We start from the raw sequence: 19531 nt of genomic DNA on the forward strand, positions 1-19531 counted from the left end.
GGATGTGACATGTCAGAGTTGCACTTGACCCTCAGCGCCGCGCGTCATCTCCATTTGGCTGCGCAGGGGTTACTCAAACGCCCACGGCGTAAGGCAAAACCGGCGGATATTCTTGCCACTATTCAACGCATGTCACTGCTGCAAATCGACACCATTAACGTTGTCGCCCGCAGCCCCTATCTTGTTCTCTTCAGTCGCCTGGGCGCGTATCCGCAAAGCTGGCTGGATGACGCGCTGCTTCGTGGCGAGCTGATGGAATACTGGGCGCACGAAGCCTGTTTTCTGCCTCGCTCGGATTTCCCGCTGGTTCGTCACAAAATGCTCTCGCCGCATAATATGGGCTGGAAATATCATCCGGAGTGGATGGCTGAGCATGCTGACGAGATTGACTCGCTTATCGCCCATATTGCTGAAAACGGCCCGGTGCGTTCTGCGGATTTTGTCCACCCGCGAAAAGGCGCAAGCGGCTGGTGGGAATGGAAACCGCACAAACGTCATCTGGAAGGGTTATTTACCGCAGGCAAGGTGATGGTGGTGGAGCGCCGCAACTTTCAGCGCGTCTACGACCTCACGCATCGCGTGATGCCAGGCTGGCAGGACGAACTGCATGCACTCTCGCAGGAAGATGCGGAAGCGTTAATGCTGGAAAACAGCGCGCGCAGCCTGGGAATATTTCGCCCGCAGTGGCTGGCTGATTACTATCGCCTGCGTCAGCCGAATCTCCCCGCACTGCTCAAACGCTGGCAGGATAAAGAACAGGTAGTGCCCGTACAGGTTGAGCAACTGGGCGAAATGTGGGTGCATACCGACATGCTACCTCAACTGGCGTTGGCGGAAGACGGCAAACTGAACGCCACGCACAGCGCCGTGCTTTCTCCCTTCGACCCTGTTGTCTGGGATCGCAAACGCGCGGAACAATTTTTTGATTTTACCTATCGGCTGGAATGCTACACCCCGGCACCCAAACGTCAGTACGGCTATTTCGTGTTGCCGCTGTTGCATCAGGGTAAGCTGGTGGGTCGCATCGACAGTAAAATGCACCGTAAAGAGGGCGTCCTGGAAATTTTTGCGCTTTATCTGGAGGAGGGGACTCGCATGAGCGCCTCACTGGAAAAAGGCCTGAAACAGGCGCTGGATGACTTTGCCCGTTGGCAAGGCGCTAACCGGATCCGCCTGCAACGGCTGCCGGAAAAGCTCTTTTTGCATCAGCGGGATGGCTGGGAAATTGACGTTGCCTGAGATGGCACTATGATAAGCTGCATCGAGGCCCACCCGGTGCATCAGGAGGAACCATGGATCACCGTTTATTAGAAATTATCGCCTGCCCGGTTTGTAACGGCAAACTCTACTACAGCCAGGATAAGCAGGAGCTGATTTGCAAGATTGATAACCTGGCGTTCCCGTTCCGTGATGGGATCCCGGTTCTGTTAGAACATGAAGCACGCCCGCTGGCGGCAGAAGAGAGCAGACCATGAGTTTTGTTGTTATTATTCCAGCGCGATTCGCTTCCACGCGCCTGCCGGGTAAACCCCTTCAGGATATCAACGGCAAGCCAATGATTGTTCACGTGCTGGAACGCGCGCGTGAATCGGGTGCGGATCGCATCATCGTCGCGACCGACCATGCAGACGTTGCGAAAGTCGTGGAAGCGGCGGGTGGCGAAGTGTGCATGACCCGTGCCGATCATCAGTCCGGTACCGAACGCCTTGCGGAAGTAGTCGAGAAATGTGGCTTTAGCGATGACACCATCGTGGTGAACGTGCAGGGCGATGAGCCGATGATCCCGGCGGTTATCATTCGTCAGGTGGCGGAAAACCTCGCGGCCAGCAAAGCAGGAATGGCCACACTTGCCGTGCCTATCGACAATGCGGAAGAAGCGTTTAATCCGAATGCGGTGAAAGTGGTGATGGATAAAGAGGGTTATGCGCTCTATTTCTCCCGCGCCACCATTCCGTGGGATCGCGACCGCTTTGCCAAAAGCCGTGAAACGGTGGGAGATTCCCTGCTGCGCCACATTGGTATTTACGGCTACCGCGCCGGATTTATTCGCCGCTACGTTGGTTGGGCGCCGAGCCCGCTTGAGCAGATTGAAATGCTCGAGCAGCTGCGCGTGCTGTGGTATGGCGAAAAAATTCACGTTGCCGTTGCCGAGGAAGTACCGGGTACGGGCGTCGATACGCTGGAAGACCTGGAGCGCGTTCGCGCAGAAATGAAGTAATCCTCTCGCCCCTGCTTTCGCGGGGGCCGTTTACCGCTACGTATTCTTCTGTTTTCTGTAACAGTTTTGATCTTATCCGGTGACATCTGCCTTGCATATGCTCATTATGAAAGCAGTAGCTTTTATGGGGGCAATCTGAAATGGAACAACTGCGCGCCGAACTAAGTCACCTTCTGGGGGAAAAACTCAGTCGGGTGGAATGTATCAATGAGAAGGCCGATACCGCGCTGTGGTCTCTGTATGACGCTCACGGCAACCCGCTACCTATACTCGCCAGGAGCTTCACCACGCCTGGCCTCGCCCGTCAGCTGGCGTGGAAAATCTCGATGCTCGCTCGTAGCGGCACTGTGCGAATGCCTGTCGTTTACGGCGTCATGACCCACGAAGAACATCCCGGCCCGGATGTCCTGCTGCTGGAACGTCTGCGCGGCGTACCGGTCGAAGCGCCAGCTCGTACTCCGGAACGTTGGGAACAGCTCAAAGACCAGATTGTTGAGGGCTTGCTGGCCTGGCACCGTCAGGATAGTGGTGGGTTGGTCGGGTTCGTCGACAGCACGCAGGAAAATCTGTGGTCATACTGGTATCGCCAGCGCGTCGAAGTACTTTGGGGTACCCTCAATCTTTATCAAAACACCGGCTTAACGATGCAGGATAAGCGTATTCTGTTTCGCACCCGCGAGTGCTTGCCTACGCTGTTCGAGGGCTTTAACGACAACTGCGTGCTGATCCACGGAAACCTTACCCTGCGCAGTATGCTGAAAGATGCACGCAGTGACCAACTGCTGGCGATGGTTGGCCCTGGGGCGATGTTGTGGGCGCCACGCGAGTTTGAACTGTTTCGTTTGACCGAAAGCGGCCATGCGGAAGGGCTACTGTGGCGATATCTTCAGCGCGCACCGGTGGCGGAATCGTTCCTCTGGCGACGATGGCTGTATCTGCTATGGGATGAAGTCGCCCAGCTTGTGAACACCGGGCGGTTTAGTCGCGAGAATTTCGATCTGGCGGCGAAATCACTCCTTCCCTGGCTCTCCTGAAATCCCTTTCAGCCACTGCCAGATTCGCCCGAGCGTTTCATAGCCGACGCGATCGCTGTGCATCAGCCAGACCGGGGACGGGATCGCTTTCTCCCATGGGTTCAGCGGCGATTCGATAGCCAGCTGGTTGGCGGGGGCTGGCAGGGGATTTAGCCCTGCATGCTGGAAGAAGATCATCGCGCGCGGCAGATGCGACGCAGAGGTTACCAGCAGGAACGGCGCATCACCGATCGCTGCTTTCACTGCGGCGGCTTCTTCCTCGGTATCTTTTGGTGTGTCGAGGACGATAATCTCGCTTCGCGGCACGCCGAGGCTTTCCGCCACCCGCGCGCCGGCTTCACCGGTACTGACCGGATTGGTCAACGCGCGTGCGCCGGTAAAGATCATTTTTGATCCCGGATTCGCCTGCCACAATCGAATCCCTTCATTCAGGCGCGGCAGGCTGTTGTTAATAAGGTTTGAGCTGGGCGCCCACGCCGGATTCCAGGTGTATCCGCCGCCCAGAACCACGATATATTCAGCGTGTTGCTCGCCGCGCCAGGTTGGATATTTATCCTCAATAGGTTTGAGTAACCCATCGGCAACAGGCTGTAGACTTAACAGCAGTATCAAGAGCCAGCCAAGGGTGATCGCCGTTTTGCCCGTCTTCTGAAAACGCGTAAACCAAACCAGGAATAATCCTAGCCCCGTCAGTAAAAGCAGCAGCGGCAGCGGCAACATCATTCCGCCAATATACTTTTTCAGCATAAAAAGCATCTGAATGGGTCCTTTTTTAACCATCTAGGTGGATCAACGCAGGGATATTACACCAGATAGCTTCATTATCGCCGTGGGTGTGACAAAATAGCCGCCTTGTTGTTGGCGAGTGAGGTCGTCCTGTGCAGGATCGCAATTTTGATGACATCGCGGAAAAATTTTCGCGCAATATCTATGGCACAACGAAAGGGCAGTTGCGGCAGGCCATTTTGTGGCAGGATCTCGATCGTCTGCTGGAAACCTTTGATTCTCGTCCACTGCGCGTACTGGACGCCGGTGGCGGAGAAGGGCAGACGGCGATAAAAATGGCCGAGCGTGGCCACAAGGTCATTCTGTGCGATCTTTCTGCAGAAATGATCGCCCGCGCAAAACAGGCTGCCAGCGACAAAGGTGTGAGCGACAACATGCATTTTATACAATGCGCGGTCCAGGACGTGGCTCACCATTTGGAAACCCCGGTTGATCTGATATTGTTTCATGCTGTGCTGGAGTGGATAGCGGAACCGAAAGACGCCTTGAATGCGTTATGGTCCGTTCTGCGTCCGGGCGGCGCATTATCGTTAATGTTCTACAATGCAAACGGCTTGTTGATGCATAACATGGTGGCCGGTAATTTTGACTATGTCATGATCGGTATGCCGAAAAAGAAAAAGCGGACGTTATCGCCGAACTATCCGCGCGATCCGCAACAGGTCTATGGCTGGCTGGAAGAGGCTGGCTGGCAGGTCACCGGGAAAACCGGCGTGCGAGTGTTTCATGATTATCTGCGCGAAAAACATCGGCAGCATGACTGCTATGAGATGTTACTGGAATTAGAGACGCGCTATTGCCGTCAGGAGCCTTACATTAGCCTGGGGCGCTATATTCATGTCACCGCGCGCAAGCCGCAGAAGCAAGGATAAACTATGAGTGAATTTTCCCAGACAGTCCCCGAACTGGTTGCCTGGGCCAGAAAAAATGATTTTGCCATCTCGCTTCCGGTCGACAGGCTCTCATTTTTGCTGGCTGTCGCAACGCTGAACGGCGAGCGACTGGAGGGTGAAATGACGGAAGGCGAGCTGGTGGACGCGTTTCGTCATGTGAGTGATGCGTTTGAGCAAACCAGTGAAACCATCAGTACGCGTGCCAACAACGCGATTAACGATTTGGTTCGCCAACGTCTGCTGAACCGCTTTACCAGCGAAGTGACCGAAGGCAATTCTATTTATCGCCTGACGCCGCTTGGGATCGGTATAACCGATTACTATATCCGCCAGCGCGAATTCTCGACTCTGCGCCTCTCCATGCAGCTGTCGATTGTGGCCGGCGAACTGAAACGCGCCGCCGATGCGGCAGCGGAAGGCGGCGACGAGTTCCACTGGCACCGTAACGTCTATGCGCCGCTGAAATACTCGGTGGCCGAGATATTCGATAGCATCGACCTGACCCAGCGCATTATGGATGAGCAGCAACAGTCGGTAAAAGATGATATCGCCCAGTTACTGAACAAAGACTGGCGCGCGGCGATCTCCAGCTGCGAAATGCTGCTGTCCGAAACGTCCGGCACACTGCGTGAATTGCAGGATACCCTGGACGCGGCAGGCGATAAGCTACAGGCAAACCTGTTGCGTATTCAGGATGCGACGCTCAGCCACGATCATCTGCACTTTGTCGACCATTTAGTGTTCGACTTGCAAAATAAACTCGACCGCATCGTGAGCTGGGGCCAGCAGGCAATTGATCTGTGGATCGGTTACGATCGCCACGTGCATAAATTTATCCGTACCGCTATTGATATGGATAAAAACCGCGTCTTCGCCCAGCGTTTGCGCGTGTCGGTACAAAATTACTTCGATGCGCCATGGGCGCTCACCTATGCCAGCGCCGATCGTCTGCTGGATATGCGTGACGAAGAGATGACTCTGCGCGACGAAGAGGTAATGGGTGAACTTCCGCCTGATTTAGAGTACGAAGAGTTTAACGAAATCCGCGAACAGCTAGCGGCGCTAATTGAAGAGCAGCTCGCTATCTATAAAACCAAAGCGATCCCGCTTGATCTGGGGCTGGTGGTAAAAGAGTATCTGCTCCAGTACCCGCGCGCGCGGCACTTCGATGTGGCGCGTATTGTGGTCGATCAGGCGGTTCGTTTAGGCTTTGCACAAGCAGATTTCACCGGGTTGCCAGCAAAATGGCAGCCAATTAATGATTACGGAGCCAAGGTACAGGCGCATGTCATCGACAAATATTGAACAAGTGATGCCAGTTAAACTGGCGCAGGCCCTGGCCAATCCTATTTTTCCGGCGCTGGATAGCGCGTTGCGTGCGGGTCGGCATATCGGTCTGGATGAGCTGGATAATCACGCCTTTTTAATGGATTTCCAGGAATACCTGGAAGAGTTTTACGCGCGCTATAACGTTGAGCTGATTCGCGCGCCGGAAGGGTTTTTCTACCTGCGCCCGCGTTCCACTACGCTGATTCCACGCTCGGTATTGTCCGAACTGGATATGATGGTCGGCAAGATCCTCTGTTACCTCTATCTGAGCCCGGAGCGCCTGGCAAACGAGGGGATCTTTACCCAGCAGGAGCTCTACGATGAGTTGCTGACGCTGGCGGATGAAGCCAAATTGTTGAAGCTGGTGAACAACCGCTCCACCGGTTCTGACCTTGACCGTCAAAAGCTGCAGGAAAAAGTCCGTTCATCCCTGAACCGTCTGCGTCGTCTGGGCATGGTGTGGTTCATGGGCCATGACAGCAGTAAATTCCGTATTACCGAATCCGTGTTCCGCTTCGGCGCGGACGTGCGTTCGGGCGATGATGCGCGTGAAGCGCAACTGCGTATGATCCGCGACGGCGAAGCGATGGCGATTGAAAACCATCTGCAACTCAATGATGAGAATGAAGACAATCAGCCGGATAGCGGGGAGGAAGAATAATGATCGATCGCGGTAAATTTCGTTCGCTAACGCTGATTAACTGGAACGGGTTCTTTGCCCGCACCTTTGACCTTGATGAATTAGTCACCACCCTGTCGGGCGGTAACGGGGCGGGGAAATCCACCACCATGGCGGCCTTCGTCACGGCACTGATCCCTGATTTAACCCTGCTGCACTTCCGTAACACCACCGAAGCGGGCGCGACCAGCGGCTCGCGCGACAAAGGTCTACACGGTAAGCTGAAAGCGGGCGTCTGTTACTCGGTACTGGACGTCATGAACTCGCGCCATCAGCGCGTGGTCGTGGGGGTACGTTTGCAACAGGTCGCCGGGCGCGACCGTAAAGTTGACATCAAACCGTTCGCGATTCAGGGGCTGCCAACCTCTATGCAGCCGACGTCGTTGCTCACCGAAACGCTCAACGAGCGTCAGGCGCGCGTACTGACCCTGCAAGAGCTGAAAGACAAGCTCGAAGCCATCGAAGGCGTGCAGTTCAAGCAGTTCAACTCCATCACCGATTACCACTCGCTGATGTTCGATCTGGGCATCGTGGCGCGTCGTCTGCGTTCCGCGTCTGACCGTAGCAAGTTCTATCGCTTGATTGAAGCCTCGCTGTACGGCGGGATCTCCAGCGCCATCACCCGTTCTCTGCGTGACTACCTGCTGCCAGAAAACAGCGGCGTGCGCAAAGCGTTCCAGGACATGGAAGCTGCGCTGCGTGAAAACCGCATGACGCTGGAAGCGATTCGCGTCACCCAGTCTGACCGCGACCTGTTCAAGCATCTGATTTCCGAAGCGACAGATTACGTGGCGGCGGACTACATGCGTCACGCCAACGAACGCCGTATCCACCTCGATAAAGCGCTGGAATATCGTCGTGAACTGTTTACCTCTCGTCAGCAGCTGGCAGCGGAGCAGTATAAACACGTCGATATGGCCCGTGAGCTGCAAGAGCACAACGGCGCGGAAGGCGATCTTGAAGCCGATCACCAGGCGGCAAGCGATCACCTGAATCTGGTGCAGACCGCGTTGCGCCAGCAGGAAAAAATTGAGCGCTACGAAGCGGATTTAGAAGAGTTACAGGTCCGCCTTGAAGAGCAGAATGAAGTGGTTGCCGAAGCGGCAGAGCAGCAGGAAGAGAACGAAGCCCGCGCCGAAGCCGCTGAACTGGAAGTGGATGAGCTGAAAAGCCAGCTTGCCGACTACCAGCAGGCGCTTGACGTACAGCAAACCCGCGCCATTCAGTACAACCAGGCGCAACAGGCGCTGGCCCGTGCGAAAGAGCTGTGCCATCTGCCCGATCTAACGCCTGATAGCGCCGACGAATGGCTGGAAACGTTCCAGGCCAAAGAGCAGGAAGCCACAGAAAAACTGCTTACTCTCGAACAAAAAATGAGCGTGGCGCAAACCGCCCACAGCCAGTTCGAACAGGCCTACCAGATTGTCGTTGCCATCAACGGCCCGGTAGCCCGCGATGAAGCGTGGAATGTGGCGCGTGAATTACTGCGTGATGGTGTCAATCAGCGTCACCTTGCCGAGCAGGCGCAGTCTCTGCGTGGTCGACTGAACGAGCTGGAACAGCGTCTGCGTGAGCAGCAGGAAGCCGAACGTCTGCTGGCCGAATTCTGCAAACGCCAGGGGAAACACTACGATATTGAAGACCTGGAGTCGCTGCATCAGGAACTGGAAGCACGTATCGCTACGCTCTCCGACAGCGTTTCAAGCGCCAGCGAACAGCGTATGTCACTGCGTCAGGAACTGGAAACGTTGCAATCGCGCATCTCCGCGCTGATGCACCGCGCGCCGGTATGGCTGGCGGCGCAGAACAGCCTGAACCAGTTGTGCGAACAGAGCGGCGAGCAGTTCGAATCCAGCTCGGATGTCACTGAATATCTGCAACAACTGCTGGAACGCGAGCGTGAAGCGATTGTTGAGCGTGATGAAGTTGGCGCGCGTAAACGTGAAATCGATGAAGAGATTGAGCGATTAAGCCAGCCGGGCGGCTCGGAAGATCAGCGTCTTAATGCGCTGGCCGAGCGTTTTGGCGGCGTGCTGCTGTCTGAAATTTATGACGATGTCAGCCTGGACGATGCGCCGTACTTCTCTGCGTTGTATGGCCCGTCTCGTCACGCGATTGTGGTCCCGGATCTCTCGCAGATCGCCGAGCAGCTGGAAGGTCTGGAAGATTGCCCGGAAGATCTGTATCTGATCGAGGGTGACCCGCAGTCGTTCGATGACAGCGTCTTCAGCGTCGATGAGCTGGAAAAAGCGGTGGTCGTGAAAATTGCCGATCGCCAGTGGCGTTATTCTCGTTTCCCAAGCCTGCCGCTGTTTGGCCGTGCGGCACGTGAAAACCGCATCGAGACCCTGCATGCCGAGCGCGAAGTGCTTTCTGAACGCTTCGCCACGCTCTCCTTTGACGTGCAGAAAACTCAGCGTCTGCATCAGGCGTTCAGCCGCTTTATCGGCAGCCATCTGTCGGTAGCGTTTGACGATGATCCGGAAGCAGAAATTCGCAAACTCAATACTCGTCGCGGTGAGCTGGAACGCGCGCTGAATACGCACGAAAGCGACAACCAGCAGCAGCGCACACAGTTTGAACAGGCGAAAGAGGGCGTAGCACAACTCAACCGTCTGCTGCCGCGTCTGAGCCTGCTGGCCGATGAAACGCTGGCAGACCGCGTCGATGAAATTCAGGAACGTCTGGATGAAGCGCAGGAAGCCGCGCGCTTTATTCAGCAGCACGGTAACCAACTGGCGAAACTGGAGCCGGTGGTGTCGGTTCTGCAAAACGACCCGGAACAGTTTGAACAGCTAAAAGAAGATTATGCCTGGTCGCAGCAGGTGCAACGCGAAGCACGTCAGCAGGCGTTTGCCCTGACGGAAGTGGTGCAGCGCCGCGCGCACTTTAGCTACTCTGATTCGGCTGAAATGCTGAGCGGCAACAGCGATCTTAACGAAAAACTGCGCCAGCGTCTGGAGCAGGCGGAAAGCGAGCGTACGCGTGCCCGCGAAGCGATGCGTACCCATACCGCGCAGCTGAGTCAGTACAGCCAGGTCCTGGCGTCGCTGAAAAGTTCTTACGACACCAAGAAAGAGCTGCTTAACGATCTCTACAAAGAGTTGCAGGATATTGGCGTACGCGCCGACAGCGGGGCGGAAGAACGTGCGCGTATTCGCCGCGATGAACTGCATGCGCAGTTAAGCAACAACCGTGCGCGTCGTAATCAGCTGGAAAAAGCGCTGACCTTCTGCGAAGCAGAAATGGATAACCTGACCCGTAAGCTGCGTAAGCTGGAACGTGATTACCTGGAAATGCGCGAGCAGGTGGTGAGCGCGAAAGCCGGCTGGTGCGCGGTGATGCGTCTGGTGAAAGACAATGGCGTAGAACGTCGTCTGCACCGCCGCGAGCTGGCGTATCTTTCTGCCGATGACCTGCGTTCGATGTCGGATAAAGCGTTGGGTGCGCTGCGTCTGGCGGTGGCTGACAACGAACACCTGCGCGATGTGCTGCGCATGTCGGAAGATCCGAAACGTCCTGAACGTAAAATTCAGTTCTTCGTGGCTGTGTACCAGCATCTGCGCGAACGTATCCGTCAGGATATTATCCGCACCGATGATCCAGTCGAAGCTATCGAACAGATGGAAATCGAACTGAGCCGCCTGACCGAAGAGCTGACCGGGCGTGAACAGAAACTGGCGATTAGCTCTCGCAGCGTGGCGAACATCATTCGCAAAACCATTCAACGCGAACAGAACCGTATTCGCCAGTTGAACCAGGGGCTGCAAAGCGTGTCGTTTGGTCAGGTTAACAGCGTGCGTCTGAACGTTAACGTTCGTGAAACGCACTCGACGCTGCTGAATGTGCTTTCCGAGCAGCATGAACAGCATCAGGATCTGTTTAACAGCAACCGTCTGACCTTCTCGGAAGCGCTGGCGAAGCTCTATTCTCGCCTTAACCCGCAAATCGATATGGGTCAGCGCACGCCGCAAACCATCGGTGAAGAACTGCTGGATTATCGCAGCTACCTTGAGATGGAAGTCGAAGTTAACCGCGGTTCCGATGGCTGGCTACGTGCGGAATCCGGCGCGCTCTCGACCGGTGAAGCGATCGGTACCGGGATGTCGATTCTGGTGATGGTGGTACAGAGCTGGGAAGATGAAGCGCGTCGTCTGCGTGGAAAAGACCTCTCGCCGTGCCGTCTGCTGTTCCTCGATGAAGCGGCCCGTCTGGATGCCCGTTCCATCGCCACGCTGTTCGAGCTGTGCGAGCGTCTGGAGATGCAGCTGATTATCGCCGCGCCAGAAAATATCAGCCCGGAAAAAGGCACCACCTATAAACTGGTGCGTAAAGTGGTTGGCACCCATGAGCACGTTCATGTGGTCGGTCTGCGCGGTTTTGCCGCACAACTTCCAGAGACGCTGCCGGGAACGGCTGACGCTTCGTGATGTAAAAGGGCGTAAATAAAAAACCCGGCGCGAAAGTGACCGGGTTTTTTCTCATTCAGGGAGAAGCGCCGTTTTAGCTATCTGCTTTTGAGGCTGGAAGAGGTATCATCTTTAGACTTCTTTACATTTGGTCAGGCAGAATTTTTTTGTCTTTATATACTGAGAGTAAGCCCGTTTTACGAGCATTAATGCAATAACAGGGGGCAAGGGATGTTGCTTAATAAAAAGAATGGTCGTCGATTGTCGGTCGTGAGTATGTGTCTGGCAATGACGTTTGCTCCACTGTTTAACGTGCTGGCCGATGAGCCAGAAGTCGTGCCTTCAGACAGTTCCGCCACGGTTGCGGAAACCGCGCCTGCGCTGGCGGTGCCGGGAAGTCAGGCATCCGCGATGGCGAATCTATTGGGAACGCAGCCGCTCCCGGATGGCGCAGCGGCGAAGAGCCGTGCCGATATTCAGTCCTGGCTGCCGGCAGGCTACACGCCGGTTTATCTGAATCCATTGGTTACACTTTACGCCGCACACGATATGAAACCGATGTGGGAAAATCGTGATGCCGTACGCGCGTTCCAGCAGCAACTGGCCGAAGTCGCTATCGCCGGTTTTCAGCCGCAGTTTACTAAATGGGTTGAGCTGTTAACCGACCCGAACGTTAGCGGGATGGCACGGGATGTCGTGCTTTCTGATGCGCTGATGGGCTATCTGCACTTCATCAGCGGTATACCGGTTCAGGGCAATCGCTGGCTCTACAGCGCGAAACCGTACACCCTGGCGACGCCGCCGCTGTCGGTTATTAACCAGTGGCAACTGGCGCTTTCTGATGGCACGTTACCGCAGTTTATCGCCGGGCTTGCCCCGCAGCATCCGCAGTATGAAACCATGCATCAGACACTGCTGTCGCTGCTCTCCGATACCAAACCCTGGCCAACCCTGAAGGCTGGCGCGTCGCTGCGTCCGGGGCAATGGAGTAGCGATGTGCCTGCGCTACGTGAAATTTTGCAGCGCCATGGCATACTCGATGGCGGGCCCACTATCACGCTGCCGGGCGATGAGCCGGCTGTCAGTCCATCGGCCCCATCCAGAAAAACCGCGAAATCGGGCCCACAAGTGTATGACCGAACGCTGTCTGATGCCGTTAAACGCTTCCAGACATCGCAGGGGCTCGGCAGTGATGGTGTCATTGGAGGCGCCACGCGCGATGCGCTCAATCTTTCCAACGCCGAACGTGCAGGTGTGGTGGCGCTGAATATACAGCGTTTGCGTCTGCTGCCAGGCAAACTCTCAACGGGTATTATGGTGAATATTCCGGCGTATTCGCTGGTCTATTATCAGGACGGAAATCAGGTGCTGGCGTCGCGCGTCATCGTGGGCCGCCCGGATCGCAAAACGCCGATGATGAGCAGTGCGCTGAATAACGTGGTGGTCAATCCGCCGTGGAACGTGCCGCCAACACTGGCGCGCAATGACATTCTGCCGAAACTGCGCAATGACCCTGGTTATCTTGAGCGTCACAACTATACGATGATGCGCGGCTGGAACAGTAGCGAAACCATCGACCCATGGCGCGTTGACTGGTCAACGATTACGCCGTCGAATCTGCCGTTCCGCTTCCAGCAGGCCCCAGGACCACGCAACTCGCTTGGGCGATATAAGTTTAATATGCCGAGTTCGGACGCCATTTATTTGCACGATACGCCGAACCATAATTTATTCCAGAAGGATGCCCGCGCGTTAAGTTCTGGTTGTGTGCGTGTGAATAAAGCCTCTGAACTCGCCGGTATGTTATTGGGTGATGCCGGATGGAATGACACGCGAATTTCCGATGCACTGAAGCAGGGTAATACCCGTTACGTGAATATCCGACAGAATATCCCGGTGAATCTTTATTACCTCACCGCCTTTGTGGATGCTGATGGAAAGACACAATATCGCACAGATATTTACAATTATGATGTAACAGCGCGATCTGGCGCACAAATTCTGCCAAAAGCGGAACAATTAATCAGATAAATGAAGTAGTTCAGGTAATTTAGTGGTCCTATCTATGTCGCAACCTTCGCCCCGGAAAGCCCTGGTGGCGCGGGTTGCGCTGGGATGGTCGCCTTGACGCTGGCAGAAATGCCCGGTAAGGTGCCCTACGTGCGCCAGAAGTGCATAAATTTCGATCACATTTACTTGTAGACCTGATTATCATGGACAAATTTGACGCTAATCGCCGCAAACTGCTGGCACTGGGTGGGGCTGCGCTGGGCGCTGCTGCCATCTTGCCGATGCCTGCACTTGCTACCCTCTCGACCCCACGTCCGCGGATCCTGACGCTGAACAATCTTCATACGGGTGAGTTGATAAAAGCCGAGTTTTTTGACGGCAGAGGCTATATTCAGGATGAATTAGCAAAACTCAATCATTTCTTCCGTGATTATCGCGCGAATAAAATAACCACTATCGACCCCTCATTATTTGACCAGCTTTATCGGTTACAGGGCTTATTAGGCTCTAATCGCCCGGTACAGTTAATCTCTGGCTATCGTGCCATAGACACCAATAATGAATTACGTGCCCATAGCCGTGGTGTAGCGAAAAATAGCTACCACACGAAAGGACGGGCGATGGATTTCCATATTGAAGGCGTTTCGTTAAGCAATATTCGCAAAGCCGCGTTATCTATGCGCGCAGGTGGTGTAGGATACTACCCACGTAGCAACTTTGTGCATATTGATACCGGGCCGGTGCGGCACTGGTAACGAAACAGGAGCCTTATGAACTATCGTATTATTCCGGTCACCGCGTTCGCGCAGAACTGTTCATTGATTTGGTGCGAGCAAACGAAACTTGCTGCGCTGGTCGATCCAGGCGGCGACGCGGAGAAAATCAAAGAACAGGTTGAGGCCGCTGGCGTTACTCTGGTTCAGATTTTACTCACTCACGGGCATCTCGATCACGTAGGCGCGGCGGCGGAGCTGGCAGCGCATTACGGTATTCCCGTGATTGGGCCGGAGAAAGAAGATGAGTTCTGGCTGCAGGGATTACCGCAACAGAGCCGGATGTTTGGCCTCGAAGAGTGCCAGCCGCTGACGCCAGACCGTTGGTTGAATGAAGGCGAAACGGTGAGCGTGGGTAACGTGAAGCTGCAGGTGCTTCATTGTCCGGGACACACGCCAGGCCACATCGTCTTTTTCGATGATGCGTCGCGTCTGTTGATTTCCGGCGATGTTATCTTTAAAGGCGGGGTGGGGCGCAGTGATTTTCCGCGCGGTGACCACGGCCAACTGATCGACGCGATTAAACGTAAGCTGTTGCCGCTGGGTGATGACGTGACGTTTATTCCAGGTCATGGGCCGCTGTCGACGCTCGGTTATGAGCGGTTGCACAACCCGTTCCTGCAGGATGAAATACCTGTCTGGTAATTGAAAAAAAGGCCGCGAACGCGGCCTTTTTTTCCTGATGCGCAGCGCTTATCAGCGCCTACAACGTTTCTGCAATATATCAAATTTGCACTATTTCGTAGGCCGGATAAGGCGTTTACGCCACATCCGGCAAGAACCGCGCGCACTTTGTCAGCAATATGAGGCCGCTTTTGCGGCCTTTTTACTTCATCTGACCCGTCTTACAACACGGCGACAATGGCTTCGCACAGCGGGGCCATGTTGTCCGGGGTCATACCCGCGACGTTGATACGGCCAGAAGCTACCGCATACACGCCAAACTCTTCACGCAGACGCAGCACCTGATCTTTGGTCAGGCCGCTGAACGAGAACATCCCGTTTTGTTTAGTGATAAAGCTGAAGTCGCGGTTTGCGCCTTTCTCCTGCAGCGTGTTCACAAACAGCAGACGCATGCGCTGAATGCGTTGACGCATGTCGGTCAGTTCCTGTTCCCAGATAGCGCGCAGAGCATCATTGCTGAGAATGGTCGCGACAACGGATGCACCGTGAGCTGGCGGATTCGAGTAGTTAGCACGAATCACCGACTTCATTTGGCTAAAGGCGCGATCGGCGTTGTCCGCATCACGGGTGACCAGTGTGCAGGCGCCAACACGTTCGTTGTACAGACCGAAGTTTTTAGAGTAGGAGCTGGCAACAATCAGCTCATCATGCAGCGCGGCGAACGCGCGCAGACCTTCAGCATCTTCTTCCAGACCGCGAGCGAAGCCCTGGTAGGCGAAATCGAACAGCGGCAGCCAGCCTTTCTCGGCAGAAATCTTCGCCAACTGTTGCCACTGTTCCAGCGTCGGATCGATACCGGTCGGGTTATGGCAGCAGCCGTGGAACAGCACCACATCGCCGGCCTGAGCATTGTTCAGGCTGGCAACAAGGCCATCAAAATTGAGCGCATGGTTCTGTGCGTCATAGTAGTCATATTCGCAAACTTCCAGACCCGCAGCGTTAAAGACGCCTTTATGGTTTGGCCAGCTCGGGTTGCTTACCCAAACGCGTTTCGCGCTGGTGTTTTTGGCGAGGAAATCTGCCGCCACGCGCAGTGCCCCAGTACCGCCAGGCGTTTGCGCCGTGCGGGCGCGTTTGGCATTGACGATTTCACTTCCTTTACCGAACAGCAGCTCTTGCGTGCAACGACCAAACTCCGGGATACCATCAATACCGAGGTAGTTTTTGGTCGTTTCATTTTCCAGCAGATAAAGCTCCGCTTTTTTAACGCTGGTCAGAACCGGGGTTTTACCGGTCTCATCTTTGTAAACTCCAATCCCAAGGTTGATTTTGCTCGGGCGGTCGTCGGCACGAAACAGATCGGCCAGGCCCAGAATTGGGTCGGCAGGGGCGGCTGTAATGTTCTCAAACATGACGGGTTCCATTTATGAGTGACTTGGAGAAATCCGCTATCAGGTTAACGGCAGATTTACAAAATGCCAACCGTTTGCAATGAAAAGCGCGAGCCTTTTCAAAAGTCGCGATTTTTAACTGGCTGAAATATAAAAAACAGGGCCGAAGCCCTGTTTCCTGTGCATATAACAAAGTGGCGTACTGATTAGAACTGGTACACGATACCCACGGCTGCCTGATCGTCGGTAGACAGACCAGTGGCTGCGGTGTACTCGTTTTCGTCCAGCAGGTTGAATTTATACGCTGCATAGACGTTCATGTTTTTGTTGAAGTAGTACCAGGTGCCCACTTCGACATATTTCTGCAGGTCAGCAGTGCCGCCTTCGAAGCCAGGGCGGGAAGCCAGGTTTTTACCTTTAGACTGTACGTAGCCAACGGAGGGACGCAGGCCGAAGTCGAACTGGTACTGAACCACTGCTTCAATGTTCTGGGTTTTGTTGGCAAAGCCAGTGTCTTCCGGGGTCATGTTGTATGTCTGAGAGTACATGACAGCCGCATAGACGTTGTTGGCATCGTACTTCGCAGAGGTCGCCCACGCTTCAGCTTTGTCGCCGCTTGCGCTGAAGGCCTGGGTTTTCTGATCGATGGTGCGGTTAGAGTTTGCATAGCCCGCGGAGACCGCGAAGCCTTCACCAAAGGCATACGTTGCAGAGGTGCTGATGCCGTCGCCATTCTGCTTCTGAATGTTACGATCTTCGTTTTTACCCTGATACTGTACCGCGAAGCTCAGACCATCGACCAGGCCGAAGAAGTCAGAGTTACGGTAGGTTGCTACGCCGTTAGTACGTGCAGTCATGAAGTTATCGGTGTAGTTCCAGCCGTCGCCGCCCCACTCAACCAGCATATCGGTTGCGGATTCAACGTCGTAGATAGCGCCGTAGTTACGACCGTAGTCGAAAGAGCCGAATTCACCGGCTTTCAGGCCTGCGAAGGCCAGACGGGTTTTGGTGGTTTGGGAGCCTTCAACATTGGATGCGTCCATGTTGTATTCCCACTGACCGTAACCGGTCAGTTGTTCGTTAATTTGCGTTTCCCCTTTCACACCAATACGGGCATAGGTGGTATCAGAGTTGCTGGTGTCACCATTGGTGGTCCACACATGCTCACCGACCATTTTGCCGTAAAAGTCCAGTTTGTTGCCGTTTTTGTTGTAGATTTCTGCAGCGTTAGCTGCACCGGCTACCAGCAGGGCAGGGATCACCACTGCCAGGATATTGCGCTTCATCATTATTTATTACCCTCATTAGGTTTTTTTTATATCGACACTCGCCACTGCCGCCAATAACTTCTGTCAATAAAAATTTACAGAAACATTGATGATAGTTTGGTGTCTTTTTGTGTCTGAGAGGCATATTTCCATTCAAACCACCGTTTCGCTAGCCTGAAAGTGCTACAAATATCCTAATTAAGTAACAAAAAGAAATTATGTGTAACAAAAAGTTAAAAATAAGGAACTTTGTGAGACAACTCAAAGTTCTGTTGGGGTTAGGGAAGTATTAAGCGAAATAGTGGGTATCTATATGAATTTCTTATCTTTAATATCTGATATGGTTGTTTGTTGAGCATGTTGATGTAAATATGAGCTGCCAGGAATGTTAAATTTAAGTATCGAGGTAGCGACGATTTCGCTTAAAAATAATGCTATCGGCTCAGGTATTTCTAAAATCCACAAGTAATTGCACATTTTTTGTGCGTAAAAGTTAACAGAAATGGGATGTAACAAACTACGCGATGTAGGGGGTTGATCCTTAAGGTAATTGACGAAGGTTTACGTTAAGGACACAAAAAAGGCCAGCATTTGCTGGCCTTGTTGAGAGTGCGGAAATTTAGAAGCTGGCGTTACGCGGCGTTCTTGGGAAGGCAATCACGTCACGGACGTTTTGTACGCCAGTTACATAGGCAATCAGACGTTCGAAGCCCAGACCGAAGCCGGAGTGCGGAACGGTGCCGTAACGGCGCAGATCGCGGTACCACCAGTAATCTTCTTTGTTCAGGCCCATCTCTGCCATGCGGGCATCCAGCACATCCAGACGCTCTTCACGCTGTGAACCACCGATAATTTCACCGATACCCGGGGCCAGCACGTCCATCGCCGCGACGGTTTTACCGTCGTCGTTAAGACGCATGTAGAACGCTTTGATCTCTTTCGGATAGTTTTTCACTACCACCGGCGCTTTGAAGTGTTTCTCAGCGAGGTAACGTTCATGTTCGGAAGAGAGGTCAACGCCCCAGTAAACCGGGTTTTCGAAGGTCTGGCCGCAGTTTTCGAGGATGGTGACCGCATCGGTGTAATCCACTTGTGCGAAATCCGCCTCGATAAAGCGTTGCAGACGTTCGATGGCTTCTTTGTCCACGCGTTCAGCGAAGAATTTCATGTCATCCATACGTTCTTCAAGGACCGCTTTGAAGACATATTTCAGCATGGCTTCCGCCAGCGCGGCGTTATCTTCCAGATCGGCAAAAGCCACTTCCGGCTCCAGCATCCAGAACTCGGCCAGGTGGCGGCTGGTGTTGGAGTTTTCAGCGCGGAAGGTCGGGCCGAAGGTGTAGATTTTTGACAGCGCGCAGGCGTAGGTTTCGCCGTTCAGCTGGCCGGAAACGGTCAGGAAAGACTCTTTACCGAAGAAGTCTTTATCGAAATCGACTTTCCCCTGGTCGTTACGCGGCAGGTTTTCCATATCCAGCGTGGAGACGCGGAACATTTCGCCAGCGCCTTCGGTATCGGATGCGGTAATCAGCGGGGTGGACACCCAGAAGAAACCCTGCTCATCGAAGAAGCGATGCAGCGCCTGTGCCAGCGTATGGCGAACGCGTGCCACCGCGCCAATCAGGTTGGTGCGCGGACGCAGGTGCGCCACTTCACGCAGGTATTCGATGCTGTGACGTTTAGCCGCCATCGGGTAGGTATCTGGATCTTCCACCCAACCGGTCACTTCCACGCTTGTCGCCTGGATTTCGAAGCTCTGGCCCTGGCCCTGAGAGGCCACGACTTTACCGGTGACGACCACGGAGCAACCGGTGGTCAGACGCAGGATTTCCTGATTGTAATTGGGCAGAGAATTATTAATAACGGCCTGTACAGGATCAAAGCAGGAACCGTCATAGACGGCGAGGAAGGAAAAGCCAGCTTTTGAATCTCGGCGAGTACGCACCCATCCGCGCACGGTGACTTCGCTGTCAACGGCGGCACGGCCCTGGAGTACGTCGGCTACAGGCACAACGCTCATAATAGTCTCTCTGTAAAGTTGTCCAATAAAGAATAAGTTGCTCCCTGAAAAGGGAGGTATCTATGTTACCTGTCATCCGCCATCAGACAAGCAGATT

14 protein-coding genes and 1 pseudogene are annotated in these 19531 nt (G+C 54.3%); 11 read left to right on the forward strand and 4 right to left on the reverse strand.

The window, feature by feature from the left end:
* The first annotated feature begins 9 nt into the window (after positions 1 to 9).
* From F0Q32_RS00645 to F0Q32_RS00660, 4 genes are all read left to right on the forward strand, one after another.
* Complete coding sequence (locus tag F0Q32_RS00645) at positions 10 to 1239, forward strand: winged helix-turn-helix domain-containing protein (protein WP_149461513.1); 1230 nt, start codon at positions 10 to 12, stop codon at positions 1237 to 1239.
* Positions 1240 to 1292: 53 nt separating this feature from the next.
* Complete coding sequence (ycaR, locus tag F0Q32_RS00650) at positions 1293 to 1475, forward strand: protein YcaR (protein WP_015965089.1); 183 nt, start codon at positions 1293 to 1295, stop codon at positions 1473 to 1475.
* Positions 1472 to 2218 (forward strand): 3-deoxy-manno-octulosonate cytidylyltransferase, encoded by a 747-nt coding sequence (gene kdsB / locus F0Q32_RS00655; RefSeq protein WP_149461514.1) that lies wholly within the window; start codon positions 1472 to 1474, stop codon positions 2216 to 2218. The genes ycaR and kdsB overlap by 4 nt, the downstream gene beginning before the upstream one ends.
* Before the next feature lie 140 nt (positions 2219 to 2358).
* A complete protein-coding gene (locus F0Q32_RS00660) occupies positions 2359 to 3252 on the forward strand; it encodes a YcbJ family phosphotransferase (protein ID WP_149461515.1) in 894 nt (297 codons plus the stop codon).
* Here the strand turns inward: F0Q32_RS00660 and elyC are convergent.
* Positions 3229 to 4008 (reverse strand): envelope biogenesis factor ElyC, encoded by a 780-nt coding sequence (gene elyC / locus F0Q32_RS00665; RefSeq protein WP_149461516.1) that lies wholly within the window; start codon positions 4006 to 4008, stop codon positions 3229 to 3231. The genes F0Q32_RS00660 and elyC overlap by 24 nt on opposite strands.
* A gap of 122 nt (positions 4009 to 4130) precedes the next feature.
* Here elyC and cmoM point away from each other — a divergent pair.
* The 7 genes and pseudogenes from cmoM to F0Q32_RS00700 all read left to right on the forward strand — a co-directional run bounded on the left by cmoM (position 4131) and on the right by F0Q32_RS00700 (position 14776).
* Positions 4131 to 4917: pseudogene (gene cmoM / locus F0Q32_RS00670) on the forward strand (tRNA uridine 5-oxyacetic acid(34) methyltransferase CmoM).
* Complete coding sequence (gene mukF, locus F0Q32_RS00675; protein ID WP_149461518.1) at positions 4914 to 6236, forward strand: chromosome partition protein MukF; 1323 nt, start codon at positions 4914 to 4916, stop codon at positions 6234 to 6236. Before cmoM ends, mukF begins: the two are co-directional and overlap by 4 nt.
* Positions 6217 to 6921 (forward strand): chromosome partition protein MukE, encoded by a 705-nt coding sequence (mukE, locus tag F0Q32_RS00680; protein WP_149461519.1) that lies wholly within the window; start codon positions 6217 to 6219, stop codon positions 6919 to 6921. The genes mukF and mukE overlap by 20 nt, the downstream gene beginning before the upstream one ends.
* Complete coding sequence (gene mukB / locus F0Q32_RS00685; protein ID WP_149461520.1) at positions 6921 to 11369, forward strand: chromosome partition protein MukB; 4449 nt, start codon at positions 6921 to 6923, stop codon at positions 11367 to 11369. Before mukE ends, mukB begins: the two co-directional genes overlap by 1 nt.
* A gap of 210 nt (positions 11370 to 11579) precedes the next feature.
* Positions 11580 to 13379 carry a L,D-transpeptidase gene (gene ldtD / locus F0Q32_RS00690; protein ID WP_149461521.1) on the forward strand — a complete coding sequence of 600 codons (1800 nt, stop codon included), beginning with the start codon at positions 11580 to 11582 and terminating at the stop codon, positions 13377 to 13379.
* A 182-nt stretch (positions 13380 to 13561) separates the two neighbouring features.
* A complete protein-coding gene (locus F0Q32_RS00695) occupies positions 13562 to 14113 on the forward strand; it encodes a YcbK family protein (protein ID WP_149461522.1) in 552 nt (183 codons plus the stop codon).
* Between the two features lie 15 nt (positions 14114 to 14128).
* Entirely contained in the window at positions 14129 to 14776 is a 648-nt protein-coding gene (locus F0Q32_RS00700) for an MBL fold metallo-hydrolase (protein WP_149461523.1), read from the forward strand.
* Positions 14777 to 14976: 200 nt separating this feature from the next.
* Here F0Q32_RS00700 and F0Q32_RS00705 read toward each other — a convergent pair whose 3' ends face one another.
* From F0Q32_RS00705 to asnS, 3 genes are all read right to left on the reverse strand, one after another.
* Positions 14977 to 16167 carry an amino acid aminotransferase gene (locus F0Q32_RS00705; RefSeq protein ID WP_149461524.1) on the reverse strand — a complete coding sequence of 397 codons (1191 nt, stop codon included), beginning with the start codon at positions 16165 to 16167 and terminating at the stop codon, positions 14977 to 14979.
* A gap of 185 nt (positions 16168 to 16352) precedes the next feature.
* Positions 16353 to 17435 carry a porin gene (locus F0Q32_RS00710; protein ID WP_149461525.1) on the reverse strand — a complete coding sequence of 361 codons (1083 nt, stop codon included), beginning with the start codon at positions 17433 to 17435 and terminating at the stop codon, positions 16353 to 16355.
* A gap of 598 nt (positions 17436 to 18033) precedes the next feature.
* Complete coding sequence (asnS, locus tag F0Q32_RS00715) at positions 18034 to 19434, reverse strand: asparagine--tRNA ligase (RefSeq protein ID WP_149461526.1); 1401 nt, start codon at positions 19432 to 19434, stop codon at positions 18034 to 18036.
* Positions 19435 to 19531 lie beyond the last annotated feature (97 nt).

It is taken from the genome of Pseudocitrobacter sp. 73 (assembly GCF_008369545.1).
Lineage (GTDB): Bacteria > Pseudomonadota > Gammaproteobacteria > Enterobacterales > Enterobacteriaceae > Pseudocitrobacter > Pseudocitrobacter vendiensis.

Excerpts from the sequence above, each read along its gene's own strand:
- F0Q32_RS00645 (WP_149461513.1), top strand. The coding sequence starts at position 10 with ATGTCAGAGTTGCACTTGACCCTCAGCGCCGCGCGTCATCTCCATTTG.
- ycaR (WP_015965089.1), top strand. The coding sequence starts at position 1,293 with ATGGATCACCGTTTATTAGAAATTATCGCCTGCCCGGTTTGTAACGGC.
- kdsB (WP_149461514.1), top strand. The coding sequence starts at position 1,472 with ATGAGTTTTGTTGTTATTATTCCAGCGCGATTCGCTTCCACGCGCCTG.
- F0Q32_RS00660 (WP_149461515.1), top strand. The coding sequence starts at position 2,359 with ATGGAACAACTGCGCGCCGAACTAAGTCACCTTCTGGGGGAAAAACTC.
- elyC (WP_149461516.1), bottom strand. The coding sequence starts at position 4,008 with ATGCTTTTTATGCTGAAAAAGTATATTGGCGGAATGATGTTGCCGCTG.
- mukF (WP_149461518.1), top strand. The coding sequence starts at position 4,914 with ATGAGTGAATTTTCCCAGACAGTCCCCGAACTGGTTGCCTGGGCCAGA.
- mukE (WP_149461519.1), top strand. The coding sequence starts at position 6,217 with ATGTCATCGACAAATATTGAACAAGTGATGCCAGTTAAACTGGCGCAG.
- mukB (WP_149461520.1), top strand. The coding sequence starts at position 6,921 with ATGATCGATCGCGGTAAATTTCGTTCGCTAACGCTGATTAACTGGAAC.
- ldtD (WP_149461521.1), top strand. The coding sequence starts at position 11,580 with ATGTTGCTTAATAAAAAGAATGGTCGTCGATTGTCGGTCGTGAGTATG.
- F0Q32_RS00695 (WP_149461522.1), top strand. The coding sequence starts at position 13,562 with ATGGACAAATTTGACGCTAATCGCCGCAAACTGCTGGCACTGGGTGGG.
- F0Q32_RS00700 (WP_149461523.1), top strand. The coding sequence starts at position 14,129 with ATGAACTATCGTATTATTCCGGTCACCGCGTTCGCGCAGAACTGTTCA.
- F0Q32_RS00705 (WP_149461524.1), bottom strand. The coding sequence starts at position 16,167 with ATGTTTGAGAACATTACAGCCGCCCCTGCCGACCCAATTCTGGGCCTG.
- F0Q32_RS00710 (WP_149461525.1), bottom strand. The coding sequence starts at position 17,435 with ATGATGAAGCGCAATATCCTGGCAGTGGTGATCCCTGCCCTGCTGGTA.
- asnS (WP_149461526.1), bottom strand. The coding sequence starts at position 19,434 with ATGAGCGTTGTGCCTGTAGCCGACGTACTCCAGGGCCGTGCCGCCGTT.